At 67.7% G+C, this 18,078-nt stretch carries 14 protein-coding genes; 12 read left to right on the top strand and 2 right to left on the bottom strand.

Going from position 1 to position 18,078, the window contains the following annotated elements; all coding sequences use genetic code 11:
* Positions 1 to 29: 29 nt before the first annotated feature.
* From JYG37_RS20085 to JYG37_RS20065, 5 genes are all read left to right on the top strand, one after another.
* Positions 30 to 2,093 carry a pyridoxamine 5'-phosphate oxidase family protein gene (locus tag JYG37_RS20085; RefSeq protein ID WP_213345766.1) on the top strand — a complete coding sequence of 688 codons (2,064 nt, stop codon included), beginning with the start codon at positions 30 to 32 and terminating at the stop codon, positions 2,091 to 2,093.
* A gap of 120 nt (positions 2,094 to 2,213) precedes the next feature.
* The gene (locus tag JYG37_RS20080; protein ID WP_050014477.1) at positions 2,214 to 2,417 is read left to right on the top strand and encodes a DUF2970 domain-containing protein; all 204 of its coding nucleotides are present in this window, start codon (positions 2,214 to 2,216) and stop codon (positions 2,415 to 2,417) included.
* A gap of 627 nt (positions 2,418 to 3,044) precedes the next feature.
* Positions 3,045 to 5,276: a TonB-dependent siderophore receptor gene (locus JYG37_RS20075; RefSeq protein WP_213345765.1), complete on the top strand. Its 2,232-nt coding sequence runs from the start codon at positions 3,045 to 3,047 to the stop codon at positions 5,274 to 5,276.
* Positions 5,277 to 5,335: 59 nt separating this feature from the next.
* Positions 5,336 to 5,968, top strand: coding sequence for a nicotinamide riboside transporter PnuC (gene pnuC, locus JYG37_RS20070; protein WP_050014479.1), 633 nt, complete (start codon positions 5,336 to 5,338; stop codon positions 5,966 to 5,968).
* Positions 5,969 to 6,000: 32 nt separating this feature from the next.
* A complete protein-coding gene (locus tag JYG37_RS20065; protein WP_089489061.1) occupies positions 6,001 to 7,191 on the top strand; it encodes a phosphotransferase enzyme family protein in 1,191 nt (396 codons plus the stop codon).
* A gap of 163 nt (positions 7,192 to 7,354) precedes the next feature.
* Here JYG37_RS20065 and JYG37_RS20060 read toward each other — a convergent pair whose 3' ends face one another.
* Positions 7,355 to 7,825 (bottom strand): OmpA family protein, encoded by a 471-nt coding sequence (locus JYG37_RS20060; RefSeq protein ID WP_080334287.1) that lies wholly within the window; start codon positions 7,823 to 7,825, stop codon positions 7,355 to 7,357.
* 358 nt (positions 7,826 to 8,183) lie between these two features.
* Between JYG37_RS20060 and JYG37_RS20055 the strand changes: the two genes are divergently transcribed.
* From JYG37_RS20055 to JYG37_RS20035, 5 genes are all read left to right on the top strand, one after another.
* Positions 8,184 to 9,494 carry a TolC family protein gene (locus JYG37_RS20055; RefSeq protein WP_050014482.1) on the top strand — a complete coding sequence of 437 codons (1,311 nt, stop codon included), beginning with the start codon at positions 8,184 to 8,186 and terminating at the stop codon, positions 9,492 to 9,494.
* A 34-nt stretch (positions 9,495 to 9,528) separates the two neighbouring features.
* Positions 9,529 to 11,001: an efflux RND transporter periplasmic adaptor subunit gene (locus JYG37_RS20050; protein WP_050014484.1), complete on the top strand. Its 1,473-nt coding sequence runs from the start codon at positions 9,529 to 9,531 to the stop codon at positions 10,999 to 11,001.
* A 128-nt stretch (positions 11,002 to 11,129) separates the two neighbouring features.
* Complete coding sequence (locus JYG37_RS20045) at positions 11,130 to 14,342, top strand: efflux RND transporter permease subunit (RefSeq protein ID WP_089489063.1); 3,213 nt, start codon at positions 11,130 to 11,132, stop codon at positions 14,340 to 14,342.
* Entirely contained in the window at positions 14,342 to 15,025 is a 684-nt protein-coding gene (irlR, locus tag JYG37_RS20040; protein WP_213345764.1) for a heavy metal response regulator transcription factor IrlR, read from the top strand. The genes JYG37_RS20045 and irlR overlap by 1 nt, the downstream gene beginning before the upstream one ends.
* Positions 15,022 to 16,446, top strand: a complete 1,425-nt coding sequence (locus tag JYG37_RS20035; protein ID WP_124630820.1) for a heavy metal sensor histidine kinase — start codon at positions 15,022 to 15,024, stop codon at positions 16,444 to 16,446. Before irlR ends, JYG37_RS20035 begins: the two co-directional genes overlap by 4 nt.
* A gap of 79 nt (positions 16,447 to 16,525) precedes the next feature.
* On the opposite strand, the gene JYG37_RS20030 is transcribed toward JYG37_RS20035, so the two are convergent.
* Positions 16,526 to 16,813 (bottom strand): DUF4148 domain-containing protein, encoded by a 288-nt coding sequence (locus tag JYG37_RS20030; RefSeq protein ID WP_050014492.1) that lies wholly within the window; start codon positions 16,811 to 16,813, stop codon positions 16,526 to 16,528.
* A 205-nt stretch (positions 16,814 to 17,018) separates the two neighbouring features.
* Here JYG37_RS20030 and JYG37_RS34825 point away from each other — a divergent pair, with 205 nt between their 5' ends.
* Both JYG37_RS34825 and JYG37_RS20020 read left to right on the top strand, forming a co-directional pair.
* On the top strand, positions 17,019 to 17,348 hold the full coding sequence (locus tag JYG37_RS34825) for a hypothetical protein (RefSeq protein ID WP_249746017.1): 330 nt from the start codon (positions 17,019 to 17,021) through the stop codon (positions 17,346 to 17,348).
* A 433-nt stretch (positions 17,349 to 17,781) separates the two neighbouring features.
* A complete protein-coding gene (locus JYG37_RS20020) occupies positions 17,782 to 18,057 on the top strand; it encodes a DUF4148 domain-containing protein (protein WP_050014493.1) in 276 nt (91 codons plus the stop codon).
* Positions 18,058 to 18,078: the final 21 nt, after the last annotated feature.

Raw genomic sequence — 18,078 nt, 5'->3', positions numbered from 1 at the left:
CTGCCGCCGCGCTTGTTCAGGAGAACGTGATGAATGCGCCGACCGCCGTCGTACCGGGCTGGGAACTCGATACCGCGCCGTTTCACGCGGGCGAGCTTGCCGTGCAGCAGCGCGCAGGCGTGACGGACGCGGCGGGCGCGGCCGGCCGGCGCGGGATCCGGCGCTTCATGCCGGACCAGCACCGGACGTTTTTCGCGCAACTGCCGTTCTTCGTGCTCGGCGGCGTCGATGCAAGCGGCCAGCCGTGGGCGACGCTGCGGGCCGGTGCGCCGGGTTTCGTCACGTCGCCGGACGCCCGCACGCTGCGCATCGCGGCGCGCGCGCTGCCGGGCGATCCGCTGGCCGGCGCGTGGCAGGCGGGCGCACCGCTCGGCGGGCTCGGGATCGAATTCGATACGCGGCGGCGCAATCGCGTGAACGGCGTCGTGCGCGCGGTCGCCGGCGATGCGCTGACGATCGCGGTCGAGCAGAGCTTCGGCAATTGTGCGAAGTACATTCAGGGCCGCAAGCCGACTTTCGTCGCGCGGGACGTCGGGGCGTCCGTCGCGCCGGACGTATCGGATGCGCTGAGCGACGCGGACCGCGCGCTGCTCGCGCAGGCCGATACGTTCTTCGTCGCGAGTGCGAACACGTCGGCGGAGGCGGGCGCGGCGCGCGGCGCGGACGTGTCGCATCGCGGCGGGATGCCTGGCTTCGTGCGCGTCGACGATGCGCGCACGCTGACGACGCCCGATTTCAGCGGCAACCGGTTCTTCAATACGCTGGGCAACTTGCGGCACGATCCGCGAGCGGGGCTGCTGTTCGTCGATTTCGACACCGGCGATGTGCTGTATGTCGCCGCGCACGCGGAGATCGTGTGGGACGGGCCGGTCGTCGCATCGTTCGACGGCGCGCAGCGCGTCGTGCGTTTCCACGTGCGGGAAGTGCGGCGCATGCGGGCGGTGCTGCCGTTCCGGTGGTCGGCCGTCGAGCGCGCGCCGCAGTTCGCGGCGATGGCGGCGGCGTCGAGTGGCGTGGCGGCAACGGCCGGATCTGCGCCGTCCGCGCCCGCATCCGCATCGGCGCCCGCATGGCGGTCGCTGTGCATCGCGAAGATCGTCGACGAAGCGCGCGCGATCCGGTCGTTCCATTTCGAACCGGCGGATGACAGCACATTGCCTGCGTACGAAGCCGGTCAGCACCTGACGTTGCGCATCGCGCTGCCGGGCAGCGACGCGCCGACGATGCGCAGCTACACGCTGTCCGACGCGCCGGGCGGCGCACACTACCGGATCACCGTGAAGCGCGAAGGACGCGTATCGGCGTGGCTGCACGATCATGCGCAGGCCGGCATGACGCTCGACGCGCAGATGCCGCGCGGACGCTTCACGTTCGATCTCGCAAGCCCGCGCCCGGCCGTGCTCGTGTCGGCCGGCATCGGCATCACGCCGATGGTCGCGATGCTTCGCCGGGCACTGGCCGACGACACGCCGTCGCGTCGTGTCGTGTTCGTGCACGGCGCCCGCGAAGCGGCCGACCGGCCGTTCGACGCGGAACTGGTGCGCATCGCGGCCACCGATGCACGCGTGTCGCTTCACTGGTTCGACAGTCATCCTCAAGAAGGCTCGGGTGCGCGGGCCGGTCGCATCGACATCGGGCAATTGAAGCGGGCCCTTTCATTCGACGATTACGATTTCTATCTGTGCGGGCCGTCGGCATTCATGCGCGACCTGTACGACGGGCTGCGCGCGCTGAACGTGCCGGACGAACGCATCCGGTTCGAGGCGTTCGGGCCGTCGAGCGTTTCGCGCAGTGCAACCCGGGCAACTGCCAAGCCTGCGACGGAAAGCGTGCCGGTCGTGTTCCGGCGCACGGCGCGCGAAGCCGCGTGGACGCCCGCCGACGGCACGCTGCTCGAATTCGCGGAAGGGCAGCGCGTGGCCGTGCCGTTCGAATGCCGCTCCGGGTCGTGCGGCGCGTGCGCGACGCGCGTGCTGTCCGGCGCGGTCGACTACGCGCAAACGCCCGATGCGGCGATCGAACCCGGCTGCGCGCTGCTGTGCGTCGCACGGCCCGCAGAAGGGGCGACGGAGCCGCTCGTACTCGACCGCTGACGTGCGTGCGACATGCCGCCGCAGATGGCCTGCTGCGCGAAAAGCGCACGCAACTGCTGCTTTTTTCGAATGCCGTCCGGATCGACGATAGCGCCAACCGATTCGATAAAGGAGCCCATCATGAAACTGCTCGGCATGGTTCGCCTGGTCCTGTGGAGTTTTTTCGGCGTACGCAACAGCAAGGCGCACGCGAACGATCTCGCGAACGCCAACTTCACGCTGTTGCCGTTCGTGGCGCTCCTGCTTGCGCTGCTGGTCGGCGCGGTGATTTACGGCGTCGTGCATCTGGTCGTCGATCCGACCGTGACGATGCAGGGGTTTTGAGCGAGCGACTGATGAACCGGTAGCGGGGCCGCCATTCCCGCTCCGGTTCCAGGCCGCGTGACCGGCGCATGATGACGCCGGCCTCAGTGGCCGGCACGCACGAGGCGAATCGCGACCGCATCGTTGGCATCGCCGCCGTTATCGTGCCGCCCGCACCGTTCGTCCCCGTTCCCGCCTTCCCCATCTCCCGTTCCGCCCGATTCCGCGGCTCTATGCCCCGCCCGGGGTAAAATGCGCGCCACGCCGCGATGTCGCGCGACGGACAGGCCGCCGTTCCGATGAACGGCCGGCCCGACTGCCCGCCGCCCGAACCGGGGCGTTCGAAGCGTCCCCCGCATGACACGACCGCGCGACGCAGCCGGCCGCCCGACAGGCACCCGACGAACCCGTCGGCCGCTGCATCGGTTTGCGGCGCGTCATCCGAATCCGATGTCCCATCCTGCGTTGTCCCGACCGGCCGGCCCGCTTGCACGCCGCAGGGTCGGGTTCGTCCGATGAATATCGTGTCGACGGAACGCGTCCGGCGACGGGCGCGGCGGCGTTCGCTGACGCGCGCTTCGCAGCTTCCTAACGGGTTTTGGGTTTCGGGTTTCGACAGGTCGAATGGCGAGTTTTCCATCCAGAACAATGACGGTGAATAGAACAACAGCGGCACGCGCACGTCGGCGGCGCGCGAAGGTCGGGCTCGGTGTCGGTCTCGGCGTCACGCTTTTCGCGGCGCAGGCCGCAGCGGCTCAGGGCGACACACCTGCGTCAGGCGCCGATGCAACCGGCAGCGCGACGCTGCCCGCGATCACGGTGAGCGGCGAGCGCGGCCACGCGTTGCGCGCGCGCGAAGCGTCGGTCGCGGGGCTCGACGACGCGCCGCTGCGCGACACGCCGGCGTCGGTGAACGTCATCACGCGCGCGCTGATCGACGATCAGCAGGCGAAGCGGCTGAGCGACGTGGTGCGCAACGATGCGTCGGTCGTCAACGACTATGCGCCGGTCGGCTATTTCGAGGGCTTCGCGATCCGCGGCTTTCCGGTCGATCTCGCGAGCGCAATCCGGATCGACGGGCTGACGGTGTCCGGCGAGCAGAACGTGCCGCTCGAGAACAAGGAGCGCGTCGAGATCCTGAAGGGGCTCGCGGGCATCGACAGCGGCGTCGTCGCGCCGGGCGGCGTGATCAACTTCGTGACCAAGCGCTCCGCGAACGTCGCGAGCGTGACGGGCGGCGTCGACAGCCGCGGCTCGACGTCGGCGGCCGTCGATCTCGGCCGCCGCTTCGGCCCGGACAATCAGTTCGGGTTCCGGATCAATGCGGCGAAGGAGAACATGCACTCGTATATCGACGGCACGAACGGACGACGCACGTTCGGCTCGATCGCCGCCGACTGGGACATCAGCCCCCGCGCGAGCCTGCAGCTGAACGCCGAATTCCAGCAGTGGATCCAGCGTTCCGCACCCGGCTACCAGTTGCTCGGCGGCACCGTCGTGCCGTCGGTGAAGACGACGTCGAAGGCGCTCGGCACGCAGCCGTGGGCGAAACCGGTGACGACAGATGCGCTGAACCTGAACGCGCGTTTCGACTACCAGTTCAACGACGACTGGAAGGCATACATCGCCGCGGGTCGCAGCCGCACGATGATCGACGACAACAGCGCGTTCGCGTACGGCTGCTCGTACGCGGCGAGCTGCGCGGCCGGCGCGACGTCGCCGTTCTTCTTCGGCGCGAACGGCGACTACGACGTGTACGACTTCCGCAGCCCCGGCGAATACCGGCGCAACGACGATCTGCGCGCGGTCGCGACCGGCAAGTTCGCGACGGGGCCGCTGCGGCACGAACTGACGCTCGGCGTGAGCGTGCAGCGCCGCGTCGTGCACATGGCCGACGCCGTGTACGACTATGTGGGCAGCGAGAATATCTACGGGCCGGACCTGACTTTCCCGCCGTCGCAGAATGCGCCGGGGTCGTCGTATCCGCGCCTCGATGCGTGGCAGTACGGCGTGTTCGGGCTCGACCGCATCAGCCTCGGCGAACACTGGCAGGTGCTCGCGGGCGGCAAGGAAGTGCTGCTGCGACAGCGCAGCTGGAGCAGCCTCGACGGCGAGACGACGCATACCGACCGTTCGGTGTTCCTGCCGCAAGTCGCGCTCGTCTACAAGCCGGTGAACGTGCTGTCGCTGTACGCGTCGTACAGCAAGGCGCTGTCGCTCGGCGACCAGGCGCCGGTGCGCGCGACCAACGCGTATGCGTTCCTGCCGCCCGTCGAATCGCACCAGATCGAGGTCGGCGCGAAATACGACTGGCTCGACCGGTTGAGCCTCACGGCCGCCGTGTTCTCGATCAGCAAGCCGTTCCAGTTCGCGGACCCGGATGCGTCGGGCACGTCGTACACGTTCGTGCAGCGCGGCACGCAGCGGCACCAGGGGATCGAACTCGGCGCGGCCGGGCGCGTGACCGAGCGATTGGGGCTCACGGCCAGCGTCGCGGCGATTCGCGCCCGGGCCTACGATTCGGGGTCGCCCGCCTACGAAGGGCACCAGATCATCAACGTGCCCGCGCTGCGCGCGTCGCTGTATGCGGACTACGCGGTGCCGGGCGTCGCGGGCCTGAACGTGCTCGGCGGCGTGGAATACAGCGCGGCGCGCAACGCGAACGAGGAAGGCACAGCGCGCGTGCCGTCGTGGTTCGTGTTCAATCTCGGCGCGCGTTATACGACGAAGATCGGCGGCCATCGTACGGTGTTGCGCGTGTCGGTGGACAATCTGTTCAACAAGTTCTACTGGCGCGACGCAGGCGAGCAGCAGGGCGATGCATACCTGTTCCCGGGTGCGCCGCGCACCGCGCGCATATCGTTGACCTATGATTTCTGACCGACCGGAACCGGCCGCGTGACGCGCGGCCCCGGCAGCCCACCAGGAGAGCACAGACGATGTCCCCACTCGAAATCGCCGGCGTGATCGTCAGCGCGCTCGCGATCTGGCTGACCGCGAAGCGGCGCATGCTGTGCTGGCCGGTCGGCCTCGCGTCGGTCGCGCTGTACGGCTGGATCTTCTTCGATGCGAAGCTGTACTCGGACATGCTGCTGCAGGGCGCGTTCGCGGTGCTGCAGGTGTACGGCTGGCAGCGCTGGCTCGCGCAGCGCGCGAGCGAGGCCGGCGGCGAGGCGGCGCCTGCCGGCGATGTCGCGCCTGTCACCGGCGTGCGGCCACTCACGATGCTGCCCGACCTGATCGCGGCGGTCATCGGCAGCGCGCTGCTCGGCGGGATGATGGCGCGCTGGACCGATGCGGCGCTGCCGTTCGTCGATGCGTCGCTGACCGCGTTCAGCCTCGTCGCGCAATACTGGACCGCACGGCGTTACATCGCGTCGTGGGGCCTGTGGATCGTCGTGAACGTGGTGTACGTCGGGATGTTCGTGTTCAAGGAACTGTATCTGACGGCCGGCCTGTATGCGCTGTTCATCGGGCTGGCCGTCGTCGGCTGGCGCGACTGGAGCCGGACGGCCGCCGCGTTGCGGGCAGCATCGGGCGGCCCGCTCGCGTCGGGCGGCGGCACACGCTGATTCACGGATTCAACCACGGAGCAACGCCGTTCATGTCATTCCCCCTCGAGCCGGACGGCGCCCTGTCGCGCGACGTCGCGCCGCCGCAATTCGGCGTGGACGGCGAGCAAGCCGAACGCGACTGGCCGCTGATCACGCACGACGAAGTGGCGGCCGTGCTCGCGCGGATCGACGGCGTGGGCGAGCCGGTGCGGCTGACGTGGCACAGCCCGCGGCAGTTCGCGGCAGCGGTGCTCGTGCGGATGGCGGACGGCCGCGGGTTGTTCGTCAAGCGACATCACGCAAGCCTGCGCGATGTCGAGGGGCTCGAGGAAGAGCATCGTTTCATCGCGCATCTGCGCGAACGCGGGATGCCGGTGGTGGACGTGCTGGCCGATCGTCACGGTGCGACCGCGTTTGCATCCGACGAGTGGACGTACGAGGTGCATGTGCTCGCGCCCGGTGTCGATCCGTATCGCGGCGTGATGTCGTGGCAGCCGTTCACGCATCCGTCGCATGCGTACGCGGCCGGCCGCGCGCTGGCCGAACTGCATCGCGCGGCGGCCGGCTACGATGCGCCCGCGCGGCCGGTGCGGACGCTGCTGTCGAGTTTTCGCGTGCTGTCGTCCGCCGATCTGGCGGGTGCGCTCGAACGCTGGGTCGATGCGCAGCCGTTGCTCGTGCGCGCGCTCGGCTCGCGTGACTGGCGCGGCGATGTGGCCGACGCGATCGGGCCGTATCACGCGCGCCTCGTGCCGTTGCTGCCCACGTTGACGCCGCTGTGGACGCACGGCGACTGGCATGCGTCGAACCTGCTGTGGACCGATGCGGGGCCTGGTGCGCAGGTGCGGACGGTGCTCGATTTCGGCTTGTCGGACCGCACTTGCGCGGTGATGGACGTCGCGCTGGCGATCGAGCGCAATACGGTCGACTGGATGGCGCCGGCCGATGCGCGGCGCGTGGAATACGACCAGATCGACGCGCTGCTCGACGGCTACGAATCGCTCGAACCGCTGAGCGATGATGCGTATGCGGCGCTGGTCGCGCTGCTGCCGATCGTGCATACGGAGTTCGCGCTGTCGGAGGTTGCGTATTTCGGCTGCATCATCGATGCGCCGGGGATCGTCGATATCGCGTACGACAGTTACCTGATCGGGCATGCTCGCTGGTTCGGCGAACGCGACGGGCGGCAACTGCTCGACTGGCTCGTGCAGCGGCGGCGGGGGAAGCAAGGGCGCGTTTGATTTTCGAGAATACGCGGATAGTTTCCCGGGTTCGGCGATTGACATATCGTTCGAATCGAACATCGAACTCTCGTCCGGATGGATTCGATGGACCGTCGCGCGCGAGCGTTGGAGGTACACGGGTCAACGCAAGCGCGGCGGCGGTAAATGAGCCGACTTCATGTCAATGGCCGGTACAGCAGTTGTCGAGGCAGCCGGGGCTCACTTGAATGGTGACCTCACGGGTTTCCGACGTCGATCCGGCTGCACTGTTGGCTGGATAAATTTGCGTTTTTATCTGAAACGGTGCGTTTATCAGCCCGTCGTCGATGACGACTTTCGCCGTCGCGGAAGCGCGCATCGTTGCAAGTCGTTCCGGATCGGCCTCAATCTTGGAAGCGCTCCCAATTATAGTGATCCAGTTTTGTATTGGATAATCGGAATTCATTGCCGAAACCCATCGTCCAATTCGTATTTGCTCGGATTCGGAGATCTCGTGGCTGTTGTGGGGGAAGGCTACGAAAAATTGCTGTGACGGCAGATTTTGTGACCCCTGACATTCCGCCGCAGAGCTTGCCGGGAAAAGGAGCGACGCTGCGATATTTACGGTTAGTGAAGTAATAAAAATTCTCATGGGGAGTGAACGAGAAACCATTCTTTGTCTTCGTCAGCGTCAAAGTCATACTTGTCGTGATCGAAGAGGTTTTTCATTGATTCAAAGTCTCGATTCGTAGGTTTTCAAGGAGGCAGCACGACCTTGAGGTCATAAAGCAGCATGATTTCGTTCGTGTTGCCGGGACCTTGAACAGTCATCTTTTCGAGCGAATACGTCTATAGAACTAGTTCTAAATTTCGAAGCATATTTTTTATGCTGACGTGACCATCCGAGCGGATATGCACGCCGGTTCGGCGAATACACCGCGCCCAACATGACGGAAATATCATCTTCGCCTCATGTTCGCACTGCGGCCGGTCCGTAGCATCGGTCGCGAACCGTTACCGCAGAACCGAACATGCTCAAGCTCAACCTCGCCGCGGCCATCGTCTTTGCGATGGCCGCGACGGCTCATGCGCAGCCCGCGCTGTCGCCGGCTCCGGCTGCCGCCGCCGCGCCGATCGGCGCACCGCCATCCGACGCACTTCCAGCATCGTCACTGACGCTATCCGAGGCGCTCGCGGCCGCGGCGCAAAACAATCCGGCGCTGCGCGGCGCGCGCGCGGACGTCGATGCATCGGCCGGCGCACTGATGCAGGCCGGCGCGCGCCCCAATCCCGAAATCTCGTTCCTGCAGGAAGGTTTCAGCCGCGCGGAACGCACGTCGACCGCATTGATCAACCAGACCATCGAACTGGGCGGCAAGCGCCGCGCGCGGCTCGACGTCGCATCGTATGGCCGCGAGGCGGCCAACGCATCGCTCGACGACCAGGGCGCGGCCGTGCGCGCCGATGTGATCGCCGCGTTCTACGGGCTGCTCGCCGCCCAGCGCCAGCTTCAGGTGACCGAGGAGTCGGCCGCGATCGCCGCGCGCTCCGCGGAGCTTGCAGGACGCCGCGCGCAGGCCGGCAAGGTGTCGCCCGTCGAGGCGACCAAGGCGCAGGTGGCGGCGACCGGCGTGCAGATCGAAGTCGTGACCGCGCGCGGCCGTGTCGACGTCGCGCGCGAAAAGCTGAACGCGGTGATGGGCGAAGCGCGCAACGACCGACTCGCGGCGCGCGGCGACCTGGAAACCGTGCCGCCGGTCGAGCCGCTGTCCGCGCTGACCGCGCAGCTCGACGATGCTCCGCTCGCGCGGGTCGCGCGCGCCGAAATGCTGCGCTCGAACGCGGCCGTGTCGCTGGAGCGTGCGCGGCGCATGCCGGACGTGACGGTCAGCGTGGGCGTGAAGCGCGTGACCACGGGCGGCGTGCCTGACAACCAGGCGGTGGTCGGCGTGTCGATCCCGATCCCGCTGTTCGACACGAACAAGGGTGCGTTGCTCGAGGCGACGCACAAGGCCACGCGCGCGAACGCCGATCTCGATCGCGAACGCACGCGCTTGCGGCTGGAGCTGACGCAGGCATACGCGAATTTCGAGGCCGCCGAACAGGAAGCGCAGCGGCTGAAGTCCGACATCCTGCCGGCCGCGCGTCTCGCGCTCGATGCGATGTCGCGCGGCTACGAACTCGGGAAGTTCGACTTCCTCGACGTGCTCGACGCGCAGCGCACGCTGTTCCAGGGTCAGTCGCAATACGTGCGTGCGCTCGCCGACGCCCATGCAGCCCGCGCCGACATCGGCCGGCTCGTCGGCACGCCGCTCGCATCGCTTGCACCGGTCGCGCAATAGCGCAACGGACGCCTCTTTTACCTGAAGGATCACCATGTCACGCAACAGAATCCTGATCATCGCGGCGGTCGTGCTCGGCAGTGCCGGGATCGTCATCGGCGCACTCGGCGTCACGCGCAACGGCGGCGGCAACGGCGCGTCCGCATCGGCGGCTGCCGCCGCCTCGTCCGCCGAAGCCGCCGGCGAGCGCGGCGGCGTCGTGCTCAAGCGCGGCAGGCTGTCCGTCGAGATCGTGATGACGGAGAAGCCCGGCGATGCGCGCCTCATCGTCTATCCGTTCGTCGACGGCAAGCCGGCCGACAAGGGCGTCACCGTGTCCGGCACGCTGGTTCGCTACGACCGCACGCACGAACCATTGCGTTTCGACGCGGCCGGCCAGAAGTTCGTGTCCGCGCAGTCGATCGGCAAGCCGCACGTGTTCGACGCGACGATCGACGTGAAGGCGGGCAATGAAGCCGCGTCGTTCCCGTTCGCCCGCGCCGACGGCGCGATCGCGCTGACCGACGCGCAGCTGGCGACCTCGAAGATCGCGCTGGCGAAGGCCGGCCCCGCGCAGATCGCGACGCCGTTCCAGCTCCCCGGCGAGATCAAGTTCAACGAGGATCGCACCGCGCACGTGGTGCCGCGCGTGGCCGGCATCGTCGAGCAGGTATCGGTGTCGCTCGGGCAGAACGTTGCGAAGGGGCAGGTGCTGGCCGTGATCGCGAGCACCGATCTCGCCGACCGGCGCAGCGAGCTGCTGACGGCCGAGCGTCGGCTGTCGGGCGCCCGCGCGACCTACGAGCGCGAACGCACGCTGTGGCAGGAGCGCATCTCGGCCGAGCAGGACTACCAGCAGGCGCAGGTGCAGTTGCGTGAAGCCGAGATCGCCGTGCAGAACGCGCGGCAGAAGCTCGCCGCGCTGAATGCGCCGGTCGGCGGGGGCGCGCTGAATCGCTACGAACTGCGCGCGCCGTTCGCGGGCACGATCGTCGAGAAGCACGCGACGCCGGGCGAAGCGATCGCCGCCGACGCCAGCATGTTCGTGATCTCCGACCTGTCGACGGTATGGGCCGAGATGGCCGTGCCGGCGCAGCGGTTGAACGATGTGCGGGTCGGTCGCGATGCAACGGTCATCGCGACCGCGTTCGAATCGCGTTCGAGCGGCCCGATCGCGTACGTGGGTTCGCTGCTCGGCGAGCAGACGCGCACCGCGCCGGCGCGCGTCGTGCTGCCGAACCCCGACCGCGTGTGGCGCCCGGGGATGTTCGTGAACGTGTCGGTCGACGCGGGCACGCAACGCGTGCTGCTCGCGGTCGCGAGCGACGCGCTGCAGGACGTCGATGGTGCGCCGTCGGTGTTCGTGCGCTCGCCGAAGGGCTTCGTCGCGCAGGCCGTCGAAACGGGGCGGCGCGACGAACGCGCGACCGAAGTGCTGAAGGGACTCAAGCCCGGCCAGGAATACGCGGCGTCGAACAGCTTCGTGCTGAAGGCGGAACTCGGCAAGGGGAGCGCTGAACATGAATGAACAGCAATACGCGTGCGCCGTGGCGCGACTGGCGGCCCGCCATGCGGCCCGCTTTCCAATCGGCCGGGTGACCGGCCGCGCGGCTCGCCCGGTGCGGACGACCGTTCCCCGCTTCAAGGAATCCCGACATGTTTGAGCGCCTGATCCGCTTTGCGATTGCGCACCGCTGGCTCGTGATGCTGGCGATCGCGTCGGTGGCCGCGCTGGGCGTGTTCAGCTACCAGCGGCTGCCGATCGACGCGGTGCCCGACATCACCAACGTGCAGGTGCAGATCAACACGTCCGCGCCGGGCTACTCGCCGCTCGAGGCCGAGCAGCGCATCACGTATCCGGTCGAGACCGTGATGGCCGGGCTGCCGGGGCTCGAACAGACGCGCTCGATCTCGCGCTACGGGCTGTCGCAGGTCACCGTGATCTTCAAGGACGGCACCGACATCTACTTCGCGCGGCAACTCGTCAACGAGCGCATCCAGGAGGCGAAGGACAAGCTGCCGGCCGGCATTGCGCCCGCGATGGGGCCGACGTCGACCGGCCTCGGCGAGATCTACCTGTGGACCGTCGAAGCCGACGCCAACGCGCGCAAGCCCGACGGCAAGCGCTATACGGCGGCCGACCTGCGCGAGCTGCAGGACTGGGTCGTGCGGCCGCAGTTGCGCAACGTGCGCGGCGTGACCGAGGTCAACTCGATCGGCGGCTACGTGAAGGAATACCGCGTCGCGCCGAATCCGGCAAAGCTGATGTCGTACGGGCTGACGCTCGCCGACGTCGTGCGGGCGCTCGAGCGCAACAACGACAACGTCGGCGCCGGCTACATCGAAAAGCGCGGCGAGCAGTATCTCGTGCGCGTGCCGGGCCAGGCGCGCACCGTCGACGACATCGCGAACATCGTGCTGACCAACGTCGGCGGCGTGCCGGTGCGCATGAAGGACGTCGGCGTGGTCGACATCGGCCGCGAACTGCGCACCGGCGCCGCGACGTCGAACGGCGAGGAAGTCGTGCTCGGCACGGTGTTCATGCTGATGGGCGAGAACAGCCGGACGGTGTCGAAGGCCGTCGCCGCGAAGATGGACGACGTGAACCGCACGCTGCCGGCCGGCGTGAAGGCGATTCCGGTGTACGACCGCACGGTGCTCGTCGAGAAGGCGGTCGCGACGGTGAAGAAGAACCTGCTCGAAGGCGCGGTGCTCGTGATTGCCGTGCTGTTCCTGTTCCTCGGCAACATCCGCGCGGCGCTGATCACCGCGCTCGTGATTCCGCTGTCGATGCTGATGACCTTCACCGGGATGGTCAACGCGAAGGTGAGCGCGAACCTGATGAGCCTCGGCGCGCTCGACTTCGGGATCATCGTCGACGGCGCGGTGGTGATCGTCGAGAACTGCGTGCGGCGGCTCGCGCATGCACAGTCGGCGGCGGGGCGCCCGCTCACGCGCGACGAGCGTTTCGCCGAAGTGTTCGGCGCATCGCAGGAGGCGCGCCGCGCGCTGATTTTCGGGCAACTGATCATCATGGTCGTGTACCTGCCGATCTTTGCGCTGACCGGCGTCGAAGGCAAGATGTTCCACCCGATGGCGATCACGGTCGTGATGGCGCTCGCGGCCGCGATGGTGCTGACCGTCACGTTCATTCCGGCGGCCGTCGCGTTGTTCATCGGCGAGCGGGTCGAGGAGAAGGAGAACCGGCTGATGGGCTGGGCGCGGCGCGCGTACGAACCGGTGCTCGCCGCGTTCATGACGCGCCCGATGCGCGTGATGATCGGGGCGGCCGCGATCGTGCTGGTCACGCTGGGGCTCGCGACGCGGCTCGGCAGCGAGTTCATCCCGAGCCTGAACGAGGGCGACCTGGCGGTGGCCGCGCTGCGGATTCCCGGCACGAGCCTGTCGCAGTCGGTCGAGATGCAGAAGTCGATCGAGAAGACGCTGAAGGCGCGCTTCCCCGAAATCGAGCGCGTGTTCGCACGCACCGGTACGGCCGAGATCGCGGCCGACCCGATGCCGCCGAATCTGTCGGATGGCTACATCATGCTGAAGCCGGCCGACACGTGGCCCGACCCGAAGAAGCCGCGCGAGCAGCTCGTGAGCGAGATCGAGGAAGCGCTCGCCGAGCTGCCGGGCAATGCGTACGAGTTCTCGCAGCCGATCCAGTTGCGCTTCAACGAACTGATCTCCGGCGTGCGCAGCGACGTCGCCGTGAAAATCTTCGGCGACGACATGGCCGTGCTGAACCAGACCGGCGAGCAGATCGCGGCCGCGTTGCAGAAGGTGCCGGGCGCGTCGGAGGTGAAGGTCGAGCAGACCACGGGCCTGCCGGTGCTGACCGTCAATCTCGACCGCGACAAGCTCGCGCGCTACGGCGTGAGCGTGGCCGACCTGCAGGACTCGGTGGCTGCGGCCGTCGGCGGGCAGAAGGCCGGCACGCTGTTCCAGGGCGACCGCCGCTTCGACATCGTCGTGCGGCTGCCCGACGAACTGCGTACCGACATCGAGGCGATCAAGCGGCTGCCGATCGCGCTGCCGGCGCCCGCGGCCGGCGCCAGTGCGCCGCTCGCGGCGGCGCCATACGTGCCGCTGGCCGAACTCGCGACGATCGACGTGGCGCCGGGTCCGAACCAGATCAGCCGCGAGGACGGCAAGCGGCGGGTGGTCGTCAGCGCGAACGTGCGCGGCCGCGACGTCGGCTCGTTCGTGGCGGACGCGCGCGAGCAGTTGCAGCAGGACGTGCGCGTGCCGGCCGGCTACTGGGTGTCGTGGGGCGGCCAGTTCGAGCAGCTGCAAAGCGCGAGCGAGCGTCTGAAGCTCGTCGTACCGCTCGCGCTGTTCATGGTGTTCGTGCTGCTGTTCGTGATGTTCAACAACGTGAAGGATGGGCTGCTCGTGTTCACCGGCATTCCGTTCGCACTGAGCGGCGGCGTCGTGTCGCTGTGGCTGCGCGGGATTCCGCTGTCGATCACGGCGGCGGTCGGCTTCATCGCGCTGTCCGGCGTGGCCGTGCTCAACGGCCTCGTGATGATCTCGTTCATCCGCAACCTGCGCGACGAAGGCATGCCGCTCGACGCGGCCGTGCGCGACGGCGCGCTCACGCGGCTGCGGCCCGTGCTGATGACCGCGCTGGTCGCGTCGCTCGGCTTCCTGCCGATGGCGTTCGCGACCGGCACCGGCGCCGAGGTCCAGCGTCCGCTTGCGACGGTCGTGATCGGCGGTATCCTGTCGTCCACCGCGCTGACGTTGCTGGTGCTGCCGGTGCTGTACCGCGTGAGCCATGCGGTGTCGTGGCGCGCGGCACTGCGCGGCGGTTTCGCCGCGGGCATGATGCGCCGGCTGGGTTTCTTCAAGGGTAATGCGTGATGCGAATTCTGATTGTCGAGGATGAACCGAAGACGGGCGCGTATCTGCGCAAGGGGCTGACCGAGGCCGGCTACGTCGTCGACTGGGTCGAGGACGGCATCACGGGCCAGCACCAGGCCGAAACCGAGGAGTACGACCTGCTCGTGCTCGACGTGATGCTGCCCGGGCAGGACGGCTGGACGCTGCTGCAGAACCTGCGGCGCAGCAAGTCGACACCCGTGCTGTTCCTCACCGCGCGCGACGACGTCGGCGATCGCGTGAAGGGGCTCGAGCTCGGCGCCGACGACTATCTCGCGAAGCCGTTCGACTTCGTCGAGCTGACCGCGCGCATCAAGTCGATCCTGCGGCGCGGCCAGCCGCGCGATTCGAACACGCTTCGTGTGGCCGATCTCGAACTCGACCTGACGCGCCGCAAGGCCACGCGGCAGGGCGACACGATCCTGCTGACCGCGAAGGAGTTCGCGCTGCTGTGGCTGCTGATGCGCCGCGAAGGCGAGATCCTGCCGCGCGCGACGATCGCGTCGCAGGTGTGGGACATGAACTTCAACAGCGACACGAACGTCGTCGATTCGGCGATCCGGCGTCTGCGCTCGAAGATCGACGACGCGTACGAACCGAAGCTGATCCACACGGTGCGCGGGATGGGCTACGTGCTCGAAGCGCGCGGCTGCGCGGCCGCATGATCGCGCGCCTGCTGCCGCGGACGCTGCGCGGCCGGCTGACCGCGCTGATCATCCTGTCGACGTCGGTGATCCTCGCGTCGAGCGGCGTCGCGCTGTACGAAGCGCTGAGCAACCGCGTCGACACGACGGCAGCCGAGCAGATGGCCGGCATTTCCGCCGCATTGGGCACGCACCTGGCCGAGGCGCGCACGACGGCCGACGTCGCGCGCAATACCGATATCTGGATCGACCAGTTGCACGGGCATCCGAACATGGATCTCGCGATCTTCGATGCCGGTGGCGCGCGCCTCGTCGGCACGCCCGGATTCCGTCCGTACGCGCCGCTGCTGTCGATGAACGTCGGACGCGCGCCGTTCGGCGTCGCGCCGCCCGGCGCGCGGCACCAGTATCTGTTGACGACCGTGCCGCTCGCCGGTGCGGGTGCGCCCGTGGTGCGCGTCGCCGTGCAGTACGACCGCAGCGCCGACGTTCTGCTGTTGCGCACGCATGCTTATACGATCGTCGTAATCCAGGTGTTCGGCGTGGTGATCGCGGCCGCGATCGCATACGGCATCGCCGCGCTCGGGCTGAGCCCGCTGCGGCGGTTCGCGGCGCGGGCCGAGCAGATGTCGACGAGCCGGCTCGCGCATCCGCTGCCGGAACTCGATACGTCAGGCGAGCTGAAGGAGCTCGAGCACGCGTTCAACGGGATGCTCGCGCGGCTGAACGAATCGTTTACGCGACTGAGCCAGTTCTCGTCGAATCTCGCACACGACATGCGCACACCGCTGACGAACCTGCAGGCGGCCGCGCAGGTCGTGCTGTCGCAACCGCGCAATGCGGACGAATACCGGAGCGTGATCGAGTCGAGCATCGACGAATACCAGCGATTGTCGCGGATGATCGAGGACATGCTGTTTCTCGCGCGCTCGGAGCAGGCCGGCACGTCGATCGGCGTGCGGCGGCTGAATGCGGCGCAGGAGGCGGAGCGGGTGGCCGGCTACTACGAGGCGCTGGCGGAAGATGAAGGCGTGACGGTGAAGGTCGACGGCCACGCGTGGGTCGATGCGGATCTGACGCTGTACCAGCGTGCGTTGAGCAACCTGCTGTCGAACGCGCTGACCTATGCGCCGCGCGGCAGCGTCGTGACGATCGACTGTGTCGAGCAGGGTGGCGCGACGACGATCGCCGTGTCGGATACGGGGCCGGGCATTCCCGCGGAACATGTCGGGCGGATTTTCGAGCGCTTTTATCGCATCGATCCGTCGCGACACAATTCGGCGTCGGGCACGGGGCTCGGGCTCGCGATCGTCCGGTCGATCATGGACAATCACGGCGGCGAATGCGGCGTCGACAGCGAGCCGGGCCGCCGCACGACCTTCTGGCTGCGCTTTCCGCGACGGCCGGCCGAGCCCGAACGGCCGGCCGCCGTCAGCACCTGACAGCGCGGGCGGACACGCCCGCGCGTTCGCCGCCACGCAGCCGCGCGCGGTGCGCTGCCGGTGGCCGTCTGGCCGCGCATCATTGCTTCGCGGCGAGGTCGTCGTGGTTGTCGGTCTGCTGCTTTTTCTCGCCGCCATGCACCGAAATCCCGTGAAGCTCCTTGTTGCGCGCGACGACGTCGGCGGTCGGCGGGTACTGCGTCTTGCTGATCGGCACGATGCCGTCGTGCTGCGCCTGCTTCAGTTCGTTGACGACCTGCGCGCGGGACTTGCCCTGCGTTTGCGTTTGGGCGAACGCGGCCTGCGTGGCCATGCCGAGCGACAGCGTGGCGGTGACGAACAGTGCTGCGAGTTTTGCCGTTTTCATCGAGTGCTCTCCTTGATCAGGGCCGCCGGGTGGCGAACCGTGGACCCAGTATGCGAAAGCAGCCGTGCGTGATCGTGATCGCGAGATGAAAAATGCGTCAGCTTGCCGGCGTGGAGGTGCGCCGTGCGGACTCGATCGACATGACGCAACCGTCATGTTCGCGTCATGGGTGGGATGAGCGGGAAGCGGAACATGCAGTCTGCCGTTGGCTGAGCGTGCCGACGGAATACGTGCCGACCGCGACAGCAGCATCGATAGCGGGCGGCGCCGTTCAGACCTTCTTCCGGATCGAAAATTGCATCGTCCCGCTATTTGCCTTGCCTTGATCGCAGTCCTGATCGTCCCGTTGTTCGCGGGCTGCGCATCGACACGTTCCGGCGCCACGGCCACCGTTTCTGCCGCCGCGCGCAAGCCCGCGCCGACCGACCTGACGCCTGGCGAGCCGGTCGACTATGCCGGGCACCGGTGCGGCAATCCGAACCTGTATGTGAAAACGCATCCGTGCGTGTACCCGCAGCGCAATTCCCCGCGGTGATGGTCGGACACGCGTAAAAAAATGGCCCGGCGCTCGACGAGTCCGGGCCTAATGCGTGATCGTGCCGTGCGGCAGCGACCCGCTGCGTGGGTAGGAACGGGCAGGGCCCGCTACCGTTCCGATCGTAGCGATGCGACGCATCGTGAACCTGATCGGAACATGAAATTTTCGTCACGCAGTGCGCATGGGCAACCGCCGAGGGATTGACGATGCCCGTCGTACGCGTGCCACCGGCCAGCGTGCGCGGTTCCCCGTTCGCGCGCCGCCACGCGCCGACCGCATGAAGATGGGTGTGCGTCGATAGCGCATGGTCGGCGGACATCAAACATCGTCGGGACGGTGACGAAACCGTCATCAGGCGATCACGAATCCGCACCGCCTCGGGATCAAAGTGAAGGCTTCTGTCACGGAATTCCAGTAAGGAGCCAACCACATGAACATTCCGCACTCGCTGATCGCCATGGCCGCTGGCGCGCTGTCGATAGCAGCCTTCTCGCAAGCCGTGGTCGCGCAGCCGAAAAGCCGTCAGGAAGTGATTCAGGAGCTGGTGCGCGCGCGCCACGACGGCGTGATCCCGAGCCCCAATCACGACTATCCGGCGAGTCCGGCCGCCGTCGCGCGCAATCGGGAAATTCATCGCTCGACCGTTCATCGCGGCGAGAAGACGCCGATGGTCGACGCGCACGACAACCGCTTCGCGGTGCTTTGATCGTTGATTCGCGGCCGACCG

It is taken from the genome of Burkholderia sp. LAS2, from assembly GCF_018417615.1.
Taxonomy (GTDB): Bacteria; Pseudomonadota; Gammaproteobacteria; order Burkholderiales; family Burkholderiaceae; genus Burkholderia; species Burkholderia sola.
The sequence above is the reverse complement of the archived record's forward strand: the minus strand, read 5'-3'. Positions and strand labels throughout refer to the sequence as shown.